We start from the raw sequence: 12,707 nt of genomic DNA, 5'->3' as shown, positions 1-12,707 counted from the left end.
AACTCACGCGTGCTTCAGCGGCGTTTTCGCAGAAGTTTATTCGAAGATTAAGCTATCGGGAGACGATAGCTGAATAGAGACACCGCGGCAGCCGGCACATAAAGATCGGCTGCCGTTTCCGCACTAACGGGCAGAGTTCACAATCGAAAAGCCTTTAGTAATAGAAATTAGTTGTGGAGTTGTTATCCAAAATATGGTGCAAATATTGATGAGGTGTATAATGGAATTTAACATAGAAAGTTCTTTTGGAGAAATAACAGAAGAACATATTGTAGCAGTTGAGGAGAGATATGATTTCATTCTTCCAGAGGATTATAAAGATTTTTTATTGAAATATAATGGCGGAAAACCAAAATGCAGAAAGTTCACAACTAAGAATGGAAGATTAACAAATCATTTGATGTATTTCTTACCTTTAATTCATAATGAAGTGCTGTGTCTAGCAGTTGCTTTTTTAATTTTCACTAAAGAGAATGAACTTCGCTTCAATATAATCCCTATTGGAGAAGATCCAATAAAAAATTTTGTTTGCATCTCTGTTGCAGGAGATGATTTCGGTTCAATTTATTACTGGGACTTTATACATTGCGATGAGGAAATACCAACTTATAAATATCTAGTGCCGATTGCTGATAGCTTTACTGAATTTATTGAAGGGTTGGAAGAGTCCGATCAGTAGTACGGATCACTGATCTTTAAACTAACGCAGAACTATAGTTCAATTAAGACATGACGGCAGCCGGCACCGATAGGCTGCCGTTGTCTATTGAAGTAACGGGCAGCATTCCTATTATGAGGAAATACGAGGTTTGAGAAATAAAAAGACTCCTTGGTATGATGTATATGGATCCCAGTTGCTGGCCAGCGATCGGATCCAAAATACAAAGCCAAGGAGAGACTACAAGATGAATTCTACTCAAAATGAACGCATTAATCAAATCACTTCTTCTACCTTAATTGTCGGAGTCGACATTGCAAAATTCAAACATGTGGCTCGTGCGCAAGACTTCCGCGGAGTCGAGTTTGGGAAGCCCATTACCTTTGAAAATAATCTAGAAGGCTTTGAATTGTTCATAAGCTGGTTCCAGAAGATTTTAATGGAGCAAGGGTTCCAGGACGTTATCGTTGGCATGGAACCAACGGGCCACTACTGGTTGAACCTTGCTCATTTTCTAAAAGAAAAGCAAGTGAAATACGGTGTAGTGAATCCACTGCACGTGAAAAAAAGTAAAGAACTAGATGACAATTCACCAACAAAGAATGACATGAAAGATGCGAAAGTGATCGCACAGCTGGTCAAAGACGGGAGATACGCCGTACCGAGTCTTCCCAAGGGTATTTATGCCGAACTGCGGGAAGCGATGAAAATTCGCGAACACCTAACAACTGACCTTTGTGTTGTGCAAGCACGTGTCCATAACTGGTTAGATCGGTATTTCCCAGAGTTTATGACGGTCTTTAAAGACTGGGAATGCAAATCTGCCATCCAAATGCTAAGCCTTCATCTACTGCCGCATGAACTTGTTCACGTGCCGGATACAACCTTACTACGGCACTTGAGAGAAGCTGCAAAACGAGGGCTTGGTCTAGGACGAATCATTAGTTTGAAAGAAGCAGCAAGCCGTTCTGTCGGCATACGAGAAGGCACGGAGTTAGCTAGAATGGAGTTAAAATTACTACTGACTCAATACGCATGGTTTCAAAGCAAGCTCGAAGAACTGGGAGCAAAGTTGGATGAACTGCTCCTGCAGATCCCTCATGTAAAACTATTACTGGGCATAAAAGGGATCGGTAGGGACACTATTGCAGGTTTTTTGGCTGAGGTAGGCGACATAAATCAGTACCGTCATCCCAAGCAGATTACGAAGCTTGCTGGATTGAACTTGAAAACAAATTCATCAGGTACACACATCGGACAAACGAAGATAACGAAGCGAGGCCGAAAACGCCTACGTGCTTTGCTCTTTCGGGTGATGATGCCCTTAGTCGCTAAAAACGCAGCCTTCCGGGCTTTGCATGAGTATTACACCAAACGACAGGTGAATCCGCTCAAGAAGATGCAATCTCTCATTGCGTTGTGTAATAAGCTTATACGTGTCTTTTTCGGCATATTAACAAAAGGTTACGAATTCAGTGAAGAAAAGATGATGCAGGATATCCCTCGATTTACAGAGTTACCGAAAGCAGTTTAAATAACGAAAGATACTCAGTGTTGATGATCTAAGCAAAGGAAAAGATAACAAGAAGCACGGATGAGTCGGAAAGGCACTATCCTTACGGACGAAGATCCTGCCGGGCAGCATATCTGACCTCCACCTCATGGACAGGTTGAATGAAGGAATGTGGGAGCGTAGACTCTGCGAGATGTGGGAGGGTTGACCACCATGAGCTCATGTGGAGATCCAAAGGTGCAACCATACATTACCATACCATCCGTTTTTTACGTCAGGTGGTTTAGGTAGAGAGACTTTTGCCCTTCGGCATATCCATAAATTTCTTCCTCTACAACTTCATACCATTGAAATGTTATCTGCTAGAAAGTATTGAAGGTCAAAAACCGAGAAAACGAGAGTATTTAAGAGCAAAGCGTTTCTCCATAGAGGGAGGATACTTCCAATTTGTGTTAATATAAATTGCAGGTAAACAAAAGGGAGGTTTGTGATATGGCTATTTGTCTGAACTTTGAGCTAATTACTATCAGAGGAGACAACGCTGAGTATCGATTCGGCAAATGCTTAGCGGAATTGGACGGTATTTTTGAAATAAATTTGCCAAAATTGATTACCGGTGAAACTTCTAAGGAAACTCCAATGAATGAAGTAGTCAAATTAACAAATGGTAATCAATCACAAGCTATGGCCAACAGAGTATTTGGAAAGATATATAAACATTATCTTGAACACCAGGAGTACCTTACAAAAGGCGGGTATTATGCGTAGTACATTAACCTAACGGGGAACGTTAGTTGAAAGACACCGCGGCAGCCGACCATTACGATCGGCTACTGTTTCCGTGCTAACGGGCAGTTTAACTGAGCAGCAGGAACCAAATTGAGGTAGTATGGAGTAGATAAGTTAGTGATGAAAGGTGTGGTTGTTTGGATATTGAACATAGACAATTCGCAATGCGGGCTTTAAATCATATATTTGTTGGTTGCCAATTAGATGGTGTTAAATTTGGTTTAGGTCCAGGTGCATTTTTAATACGTTTTGAACAATACGTAAATCATTCACCAGATCAATTATGGTTAAACATTGAATCAAGATGGGCTGTCTTCCCTAAAGGGACACAATTATTCCCAGTATCCGAAGCTGAAATGGTTGAACTATCAGAAGAAGAAGAGTATCAATTAATATTTGAGTTACGTAGGGAGAAGGTAATTGCCGTTACGTTAGGCACTCAATCGCCACATCTACACATTGAATTTGAATCTGGCAAAACGCTCTTTGTAAATGGGCACCATGATAAATATGAATGTTGGCAAGTAGGAGATGGAACTGGATACACACATCATGAATGGCTTATAGTAGCTACACCTGGAGATGGAATCTCTACATGGGCACCAGATTCGTTCAACTAACGGGAAACTATAGCTTAATAAAAACACCGCGGCAGCCTGTTACGATCGGCTGTCTTTTTCAACGCTTACGGGCGGAATAACTTGGTAATTCGCTTGGAAATAAAGAGGGAATTAATCATATTTCTCGAATAATTGTCTGAGCTTGCAGTGAATATCTGGCGTTGTTACGCATTCGAACGAAGGTTTGTTTTATGGAGGATACTATGGAAAAAGACTTAGTAAAATATCTTGGAGAACTGCTTTTACATCAAGATGACGGGTTGCTAATTAAATTAAGGATGGGTGACGGTTTAGTTAAAAGTAAAGTTGATGAGGTTTGTGCAGTATTAAGTCAGTTAGCCATCGAGTGGGGAAATGATGATAAGATATCGAAAGAGGCAGTTGATTACTTTATTCATATAGATCCAGTTATGAATGCAACCTTGAATCTATATTCCGAGAAACAGCAAGAAGAAATCTTAATAGCGCTTGATACAATAATGGATAACGTAAGACATTGCTTACAGTAACTACGTTGCGCTAACGGAGAACTATAGTTGAGGAGCATGCTTCTAACGGGAGGATAAAGGATATGGTATAGTAAAAATATGTAATTATATTAATGATTTTAATGGAGGAACAGCATCATGACATGCAAAGGGGAAGGGCAACTGACTGAGATTCAAATCGAGGGTAGCGATATTTTATTGAGATTTGCACGGGAGTCTGATCTAGAGGGATACTTCACTTTTATACAAGATACTGAAATCAACCGATTGACTGGATCGCAAAGGGAATTCACCCGTGATGAAATTGCTACTTGGATTAGGAAAATAAGTGTTCAAAACAATGATCGAGTTGATTTTATGATCGTATTAAAAGGAATTAACGAGCTACTGGGTGAGGTCGTGTTAAATGAAATCGATTCTATCAACCTAAGTGCAAATATCCGCATCGGAATTCAAGGGACTCAGCATCGCGGTAAAGGCTACGGTACGGAAGCGATGATCCATATGCTCCGGTACGGCTTTAACGTATTAAAGCTACATCGAATTCATTTGGGCGTGTATACTTTTAACCCACGTGCCATTCATGTGTATGAGAAGATCGGATTCAAACGAGAAGGGGTACAACGAGATTCCCTTTATATAGATGGGAAATTTCATGATATGATCACGATGGCTATTCTAGAAGATGAGTTCCGATTATTACATGATTCGTTACACTAACGGGATACGTTAGCATTCCTGTAGAGCGTTAATTATCAGCTTTGCAAAAAAACGAGCGCCTCGGTACGATGGGAATACGCAACGGGTCATAGCCCTTAAAATCCCATCATCCAGGAGGACGCTCTACTATGAAGTTTAAAGCGCAGAACAAACAAAATCAACTCATTGAAAAAATTACCGCCCAGCATCTAGTTGTCGGGATCGACATCGCTCAACAAGCACATGTCGCACGAGCAGTTAATTTTCGTGGAATCGTAGTCGGTAATCCACTATCCTTCTCGAATGATGAAGAGGGATTTCAAAATCTTCTTCGGTGGATTCATTCGCTGCAAGCAGCCCATAGCCTGAGCTCGGCTATTGTTGGCATGGAACCTACCGGTCATTACTGGCTTAACGTCTCTAAATGGCTCTCCGAGCGTCAATATGAAGTTGTTCTCGTTAATCCTCATCTAGTGAAAAAGAATAAAGAAAACCGCGACAATACGCCATCTAAGAGCGACAAAAAGGATGCTCTCGTCATTGCGGATATGGTTAAGAACGGCTACTACTCGTTCACTCGCAACACACCCGAAGCCTTTGAAGAACTTCGAGTTTTTCTCTCAAACCGAGACTCTGTCGTAACGAGACTTGTTAGTGCGAAGAATCAAATCCATCGTTGGGTTGACGTTGTGTTCCCCGAGTTGAGACAAGTCTTTAAAAACCTTATGTGCAAAGGCTCATTGGCCACATTACGACTGTTCTCGACACCTGAAGAACTGAAGGAATTAGAGCCTCAAGACGTAGTAAGCGGGTGGAAGTCCATAATGAAGCGTCAGCCTGGTGAAAGAAAGGCTCGAGCGCTTATTGCATTTGCTAGTCATTCTGTTGGTTCTAAACAAGCTACTTATGCGTACAAGCTTCATTTAAAGCAGCTTCTCGCTGAATACGACCTTGCTTGCCAACAGCTGAAAATAGTAGAGACAGAGATTATTGCTGTTTTAGACCGCATTCCTTTTGCTAAATCAATGCTTGCTGTAAAAGGGATTAACGCCATTTCACTTGCTGGTATTCTTGGTGAAGCAGGGGACTTAAGTGGCTTTGTACACGGCAATGCATTGCTTCGGCATGCTGGTCTTAACCTTGCAGAAGCAAGCTCAGGCAAATGGACTGGACAGATGAAAATTAGTAAACGCGGACGATCTCGCCTCCGCCGTTTCATCTTTATGATGACAATGAGCTTGGTAGGGAACAATCCGGAATTCAAAGCTATGCATGCATACAATGTACAGGTGAAAAAGATGAAGAAAATGAGGTCTCTTATGAAACTGTGCGGTAAATTAGCTCGAATACTCGTTGGAATGGCTCGCAGCAACGAAGTCTACAATCCTCATAAAACGATGCCACTTCAGCTAGCAGCTTAAGTAATATCTTACCGTTTCGTCGTACGAATTTTGGCTTATTCGCGGGATATCAAAAGAAAGCACGGGGTACCGGATGTATTCAACCAAAGGGCACCGACCCGTAACGTTAGCAAGACCGGCCTCCACCCCTTGGAAAGGCGTAACGAAGGAATGAGAGGGCAATGACCCGTTGAGACATGGGAGTGAAAACCTCCAGGGGCGGCGTGGAGAAAGCGTGCAGTATGTGGAAATATATGGGATGATAACCTCACCCTTTGTTTCAGTGCGCCTTCATGTTGCCAGGGTCTATTACGGTGATACTCATCCAAACATTCTGTCTTTTAAACAAGGGTGATATCCTGCGAATAAGCGAGCATCCGTGAGAAAAATGAATCGTACCGAGGGAGTTGAACATTCTGGGAGCAGATCGCCGCGGCCGGCAGATCCTCCCTTTTTCATTGAACTAATGGGCAGGATAGTTCCAATATGTGGAAGTATAGAACAACTGACTCAGTAGGAATATAATGCCATATGACGATTTCTTTACTGATCGTTCTCAATATGTTATATTACTTGAGGGAGGGAGATGGGAATGGCGAGAAGCAAGGAGTTTGAAGAGAAAGAGGTCTTGGATAAGGCGATGAGGCTCTTTTGGGAGCAGGGGTACGAGAAAACGTCCATGACCGAGTTGGTTGAGCATATGGGCATTCATCGAAGAAGCTTGTATGATACTTTTGGCGATAAGCACAATCTGTTCCTAAAAGCGATGGACCGGTTTGACGACAAAATCAGCGCCGCGCTTGCTGGAGGGGTTAAACGTTCCAAGACTGCATCGGAGGCATTACAGTTTATTTTTAGTTTTATGATCGACGGGGATGAGGACTCGCCAGCCGGGTGCTTAATGGTGAATTCGGCCGTAGAATTGGCGGCGCGCGACGCCGAGGTCGACAACAAGTCCACGAAATCATTCACGACAGCAGAGCAAGTGCTCAAGGAGATTATTCTTTGGGGACAGCGTGAAGGTGAATTCACCTCCACTTACAATGCTGAGGAATTGGCGGAATACCTGCATAATGTATGGATAGGGTTAAGGGTAATGGCAAGAACCTCGGCTTCCAAAGAAAAGCTTCACCGCATTAGTCATATTTCGATGAAACTTTTGGAAGAATGAGTGTAGTCAGTTCAGATGCAAAAAGTCACCCTTATGCTAATTCATGCTCTTTCAGATCTATTTATTTTATACCTTTTTTAGAATGATCATTCCCAAATCGAGCAATAACTCGCTTACCGTATACTACAGATCAAAACGCAGAGCGAATAGCTTTAAAAACAATTTCATAAACAAAATACAATAAAAGGAGCACATGAACATGAATATTTCACAACAAGTTGCATTTGTCACTGGCGCGAATCGAGGTTTTGGTCGCCATCTCGCCCTTGAACTTCTATCCAGAGGAGCTAAGGTGTATGCCGGAGCCAGAAATCCGAAGTCCATTGACATTCCCGGTGCAATTCCTGTAAAGCTTGATATTACCAACCCTCAAGAGGTAGCTGCAGCTGCTATGGCCGCTAAAGATGTTACGCTTCTGATCAACAATGCAGGCTCGGCTACAGGCGCTACTTTGCTTGACGGTGATCTCGATCAAATACAGTTGGAAATTAATACGCATTTCTTTGGCACATTATCCATGATTCGCAATTTCGCACCTATTCTTATTAATAATGGGGGAGGATCCATACTGAATATTCTTTCCGCATTATCATGGTTCAGTATTGGGGGAAGTGAAGGCGCTTATTCAGCTGCAAAGGCAGCAGCTTGGGCAATGACGAACGAGTTGCGCTTAAATCTGTATCCTCAAAATGTAAGAGTAGCTGGCTTGCATGTGGGCTTTATGGATACAGACATGACATCAGGGGTTGAAGCTCCGAAGTCCAACCCTGCTGATATTGCAAAAATTGCAATTGATGGAATAGAGTCCGATAGCTTTGAAATTCTTGCTGATGAACCGAGCCGTCAACTCCAGCGTGCTCTCGCTGGCGGTGTAGCTGCTATTTACCCACAGCTTAAATGATGAACAAAACTGTGCTAATTACCGGAGCGTCGGGCGGAATTGGAAAAGAGCTGGCGGATCGTTTCGCCAAAGACGGATATGACTTGGTATTAGTCGCACGCAGCGAGGACAAGCTCGTGGAACTCGCGAGGGAATATCGGGAAAAGTACCATGTCCAAACGACATACATCGCCAAAAATGTTGCGTTACCTGGGGTGGCAGAGGAAATCTACAGGGAGCTTAAAGAAAAAGGGATTACCGTCGACTTTCTTGTTAATAATGCGGGCTTCGGCTTGTACGGTGAATTCTTAGAGACACAGCTAGAGCAAGAGATGAATATGATCGACATCAATATCAAGGCTCTGACTGTAATGACGAAGGTGTTCTTACCGGATATGGTCAAAAGGCACCAAGGGGGCGTGCTGAATGTGGCTTCATTGGTTGCTTTTTTTCCAGGACCACTTATGGCGGTTTACTACGCGACAAAGGCATACGTACTATCGTTCACTGAGGCTTTGGAGAATGAGTTGCGTGGCACGGGCGTGACTGTGTCCGCACTCTGTCCGGGGCCAACTGCCACAGGTTTCGTCGATCGTGCTGGGCTGACCACCTCAAAGTTGTTTAGAAACGGCGTCATGGAGGTTGGACAGGTGGCTGACATAGGATATCGCGAATTCTTGCGGGGCAAGACTTTAATCATAACAGGGGGGCGCAACAAGTTCATGGCGTTCTTGCCGCAGTTGCTGCCTCGTAAGCTCATGACAAATGCGGTCAGATCCGCACAGGCTAAAGTGGAGCGATAATTGAAAAAACATTGGAGTTAATAAAATAGACCAAACTCAAAAAGGGGTTATTAAGAATGGAAATACTGTGGAGCAAAACGAAAATTGGCAATCTGGAATTACCCCATCGGTTAGCGATGGCACCAATGACACGTAGTAGAGCGCACGAGGATGGTACGCCGGGAGAGTTAACTTCACATTATTATGCACAAAGAGCATCGATGGGTTTAATTATTAGTGAAGGCACACAACCTTCTGATGATGGACAAGGTTACTTAAGGTCACCGGGCATCTATACGGAAAAACATATTGAAGGTTGGAAAAAGGTTACGGACTCGGTACATGATGCAGGTGGATTTATTTTTATCCAATTAATGCATGTCGGTCGTGTTTCGCACCCCGACAATACACCACATCATCGTCAACCCGTTGCACCATCTGCGATCAAACCCGGTGAAGAAATGTTTACGGCAAAAGGGATGCAGGAAATACCCGTTCCAAGAGAATTAAGTGAAGAGGATATCCAGACGACAATTGCAGACTTCCGGAAAGCAGCAGCGGCAGCAATTAAAGCAGGTGCTGACGGCGTTGAAATTCACGGAGCCAATGGTTATCTGATTAATCAATTTTTCGGGGAGAATTCTAATACACGGGCGGATAAATACGGTGGATCGATAGAGAACCGTGCTCGCTTTGCAATTGAAGTAACAAAAGCAATCGTTGAAGAAATTGGAGCAGAACGAACAGGTTTCCGTATTTCGCCGGGAACACCTCTTAACGGAATTGATGAGGGCGAACACGGCCCTGAAGTATATCTTCACCTTGTAAAAGAATTAGCTCAATATAATTTAGCTTACCTCCATGTTATGCATTTAGGGAACGAAACACTGCTCCGTGAAATTCGCAACATCTGGCCAAATCCTTTATTAGTCAATAGAGCTGGACGGTCTCTAGATGATCTTAGTGTAGATATTGATAATGGCCTTGCTGATATGGCGCCAGTCGGGGTATGGTCATTAGCTAATCCAGACTTAGTTGAACGTCTTAAAGAAGGCTTTCCTTTGAATGAAGCAGATCGTAATACATTGTACTCTGGCAACGGAAGTGAGGGTTACACAGATTATCCTACGATGAAAGAACTTCAATCTCAACAACAGTAAAGAACAACATGGATATTGCTATATGATGGCGTACAAGTTAAAGTACGCCATCAATTTTTCCAAAATACGAATGTGGAAATAAGATAAATGAGAAAAGGAGAAGATGAATAATTGAAAGCTGCACAAATGAAAAAATATTCGAAACAAATCCAATTAGAAATAAACAATATAAAAATACCGGAAATCAATAACCATGAGGTTCTTATCAAAGTAAAAGCGGCGGGTGTAAATCCCTTAGACATTCTTATCTTAAATGGGAGTATTCGCATGATTGCCGATTATGACTTCCCTTTAACTTTAGGAAACGAACTATCCGGCGTTATTGAGGCTGTTGGAAAAGATGTTGTGAAATTCAAGGTTGGAGATCTCGTTTATACGAGGCTGCCAATGAATAAAATTGGAGCTTTTGCTGAGTACGCGGCAGTCCATGAGGGGGCGATTTCCATTATGCCTAAAAACCTTTCTTTTATTGAGGCCGCCGCGGTACCCCTCACGGCTTTGACTGCATATCAAGCCTTGCATGATGTACTTCATGTTCAGCCCGATAAAAAGCTATTTATTCCTGGAGGAACCGGCGGTTTTGGTACGATGGCAATCCCGATTGCCAAATCGATGGGGTTATATGTGATTACGAGCGGCAGTGAAAGAGGTAGATCACGTACTCTGTCCATCGGCGCTGATCAATTCATTAACTATAAAGAGGAAAATTATTATGATTTGCTATCTAATATCGATTATGTTATCGATACTTTAGGGATAAAAGAAATTAAAACGGAACTTGCTATTCTCAAACCACATGGGAAATTGGTTTCATTGAAGGCTTTACCCAATTACCGCTTTGCTGTTGAAAATAACTTTCCAATATGGAAAAAGCTATTATTTGGTTTAGTAGGTGCTCGTTTAGATCGATTAGCAGCTAAACAGAATAAAGAGTATCGCTTCTTATTCGTGTCCGCCAATGGCAGGCAATTACAAGAACTAACGAAGTTAGTTGAAGATGAAGATATTAAGCCGGCTATAGATTCAGTTTATAATTTTGATGACATTAACAAGGCTTTAATTAAAGTTTCTACTGGTCACTCCGAAGGAAAAGTGATTGTAACCTTTTAAGGAGCGGACATATAAATTTTGGAAATAGCTCGAAGGGGGCCTTTGCATAACACTGCATTCACGCTTCGTGGCATTTGGCTGATTACGCTAACGGAGAACGAGAGTGCAAAACAAAGGACAGATTGCCGCGGCCGGCAACTGTCCCTTGTTTCATTTAAGGCCTGCGAGATTGACTCTCGGGCTTTTTTTCAATTCCAGAGGGATTTACTTGTCCTCTTCTTCTTTTGACTCTGATTTGGCAGCATCTTTAATATACTCATCCTGATCGCTACCCCAAACATAATCGTAGTTAGTTATATCAGGTTTGTAATCAGAGTCGTTTTTCTTTATATCCATTGGGAGTATCAATCCTTTGCTAATTAATTAGGTAATTGTCCAGTTAGTTGATTTCTAATTGTAGGTGAAAAGTCCGTCATTGAAGCTTAGCTAGTTACGGTTCATCAATATATTCTTCTTCGCTCGGAATACTGTTCAAAAGGTTATTATCTTGTTTCTCATTTTGCTCGGTATCGCAGTTAACAATACACCTCATTATTTCTTCAGAGTTGTCTTGAATATTAGTGTACTCAACCATCCATGTACCTCCTTTCATCGAAATTAGATTTTCCAATATCAAGAAAATTATTCGATTAGTGGTTGGGATGCTTCCATTAAAGTAACGGGCAGTTTAACGCAACTTCCAGTGTATGGAAAAGTATAATAATTAGGTTATAAATGGGAAAAATGATTATTTGTATAGTGGTGCTAATAATCATTAGTAAAGGTGGGCAATCAATGCAAGGAATTATCTTAAATATAATATGCTTTTTTATTGGCAGTTTCCTTGTGCTGCGTTTGTTCAGTCCATGGGCGAAGACTTATTGGAAAAAGGAATTAATTATTGCCCTAATACAGGCAGTGGTTTTCACAATCGTTCTTGTCTCCATATCTCATCATAACAATAACGACACCATTAAATTTCCTTTAATAATCAATCTATTTGCAAAAAATACTACAGAATTAAACAGTGAACCAGGTATCATTCGCATTGGTATAGCAAGTGATCAAAATAAGAACTTAATAAAAGTGGGTATAGGTGTTGATAACACAAAAATAACAGACTATCGTCTAAAACAAGTAGTTGAATCTTATTTAAGTAATTCTGCGGCATTAACCAATGAACATGATTGGAAGAAATTACTGCTACCTTACACATTGATAATAGAAGACATCGGTGATGCCAATAACGGTAGAATATTAGCTCAAAAAGAGTCTGGAATGACAGATTTATTATGGTCAGAATAAATAAAAACGAAAAGTGTGTATTGTGGGAGTATTTTTAAGCTAACCCCTACAACTCCGTTACTTAATCTTGAGGAGGATTAATATGTTGAGAAGGCATGCTGGTATTTGGGTTGCTCTTTTACTTATCGAATTAATTTTCTTGTATGATAAGAT

The 12,707-nt window shown here is 41.7% G+C and carries 15 protein-coding genes; 13 read left to right on the top strand and 2 right to left on the bottom strand.

The annotated features are described in order from the left end of the window. The first annotated feature begins 220 nt into the window (after positions 1-220). The 12 genes from PUT07_RS03945 to PUT07_RS03890 all read left to right on the top strand — a co-directional run bounded on the left by PUT07_RS03945 (position 221) and on the right by PUT07_RS03890 (position 11,270). Positions 221-679, top strand: coding sequence for an SMI1/KNR4 family protein (locus tag PUT07_RS03945; protein ID WP_274466478.1), 459 nt, complete (start codon positions 221-223; stop codon positions 677-679). A gap of 226 nt (positions 680-905) precedes the next feature. After that, a complete protein-coding gene (locus PUT07_RS03940; protein WP_274466477.1) occupies positions 906-2,192 on the top strand; it encodes an IS110 family transposase in 1,287 nt (428 codons plus the stop codon). Positions 2,193-2,663: 471 nt separating this feature from the next. After that, on the top strand, positions 2,664-2,939 hold the full coding sequence (locus tag PUT07_RS03935) for a hypothetical protein (protein WP_274466476.1): 276 nt from the start codon (positions 2,664-2,666) through the stop codon (positions 2,937-2,939). A 158-nt stretch (positions 2,940-3,097) separates the two neighbouring features. Continuing rightward, the gene (locus tag PUT07_RS03930) at positions 3,098-3,580 is read left to right on the top strand and encodes a hypothetical protein (protein ID WP_274466475.1); all 483 of its coding nucleotides are present in this window, start codon (positions 3,098-3,100) and stop codon (positions 3,578-3,580) included. Between the two features lie 203 nt (positions 3,581-3,783). Next, the gene (locus tag PUT07_RS03925) at positions 3,784-4,089 is read left to right on the top strand and encodes a hypothetical protein (protein ID WP_274466474.1); all 306 of its coding nucleotides are present in this window, start codon (positions 3,784-3,786) and stop codon (positions 4,087-4,089) included. A 117-nt stretch (positions 4,090-4,206) separates the two neighbouring features. Then, positions 4,207-4,788: a GNAT family N-acetyltransferase gene (locus PUT07_RS03920; RefSeq protein WP_274466472.1), complete on the top strand. Its 582-nt coding sequence runs from the start codon at positions 4,207-4,209 to the stop codon at positions 4,786-4,788. 128 nt (positions 4,789-4,916) lie between these two features. After that, positions 4,917-6,188 (top strand): IS110 family transposase, encoded by a 1,272-nt coding sequence (locus PUT07_RS03915; protein WP_274466471.1) that lies wholly within the window; start codon positions 4,917-4,919, stop codon positions 6,186-6,188. A gap of 571 nt (positions 6,189-6,759) precedes the next feature. Further along, positions 6,760-7,338 (top strand): TetR/AcrR family transcriptional regulator, encoded by a 579-nt coding sequence (locus PUT07_RS03910; RefSeq protein ID WP_235118586.1) that lies wholly within the window; start codon positions 6,760-6,762, stop codon positions 7,336-7,338. A gap of 199 nt (positions 7,339-7,537) precedes the next feature. Beyond that, positions 7,538-8,239, top strand: coding sequence for an SDR family oxidoreductase (locus PUT07_RS03905; protein ID WP_235118585.1), 702 nt, complete (start codon positions 7,538-7,540; stop codon positions 8,237-8,239). Next, the gene (locus tag PUT07_RS03900) at positions 8,236-9,021 is read left to right on the top strand and encodes an SDR family NAD(P)-dependent oxidoreductase (protein WP_274466470.1); all 786 of its coding nucleotides are present in this window, start codon (positions 8,236-8,238) and stop codon (positions 9,019-9,021) included. Before PUT07_RS03905 ends, PUT07_RS03900 begins: the two co-directional genes overlap by 4 nt. A 56-nt stretch (positions 9,022-9,077) precedes the next feature. Further along, positions 9,078-10,160, top strand: coding sequence for an alkene reductase (locus PUT07_RS03895; RefSeq protein ID WP_235118583.1), 1,083 nt, complete (start codon positions 9,078-9,080; stop codon positions 10,158-10,160). A 111-nt stretch (positions 10,161-10,271) separates the two neighbouring features. After that, positions 10,272-11,270, top strand: a complete 999-nt coding sequence (locus tag PUT07_RS03890; protein WP_235118582.1) for an NADP-dependent oxidoreductase — start codon at positions 10,272-10,274, stop codon at positions 11,268-11,270. A 204-nt stretch (positions 11,271-11,474) separates the two neighbouring features. On the opposite strand, the gene PUT07_RS03885 is transcribed toward PUT07_RS03890, so the two are convergent. Beyond that, positions 11,475-11,606, bottom strand: coding sequence for a hypothetical protein (locus PUT07_RS03885; RefSeq protein WP_274466468.1), 132 nt, complete (start codon positions 11,604-11,606; stop codon positions 11,475-11,477). Between the two features lie 94 nt (positions 11,607-11,700). After that, positions 11,701-11,844 (bottom strand): hypothetical protein, encoded by a 144-nt coding sequence (locus PUT07_RS03880; protein ID WP_274466467.1) that lies wholly within the window; start codon positions 11,842-11,844, stop codon positions 11,701-11,703. Between the two features lie 200 nt (positions 11,845-12,044). On the opposite strand from PUT07_RS03880, the gene PUT07_RS03875 reads away from it, so the two are divergent. After that, on the top strand, positions 12,045-12,554 hold the full coding sequence (locus PUT07_RS03875; RefSeq protein ID WP_274466466.1) for a hypothetical protein: 510 nt from the start codon (positions 12,045-12,047) through the stop codon (positions 12,552-12,554). Positions 12,555-12,707 lie beyond the last annotated feature (153 nt).

This window comes from Paenibacillus sp. MAHUQ-63, assembly GCF_028765165.1.
In the GTDB taxonomy this organism is placed as follows: domain Bacteria; phylum Bacillota; class Bacilli; order Paenibacillales; family NBRC-103111; genus Paenibacillus_E.
The sequence above is the reverse complement of the archived record's forward strand: the minus strand, read 5'-3'. Positions and strand labels throughout refer to the sequence as shown.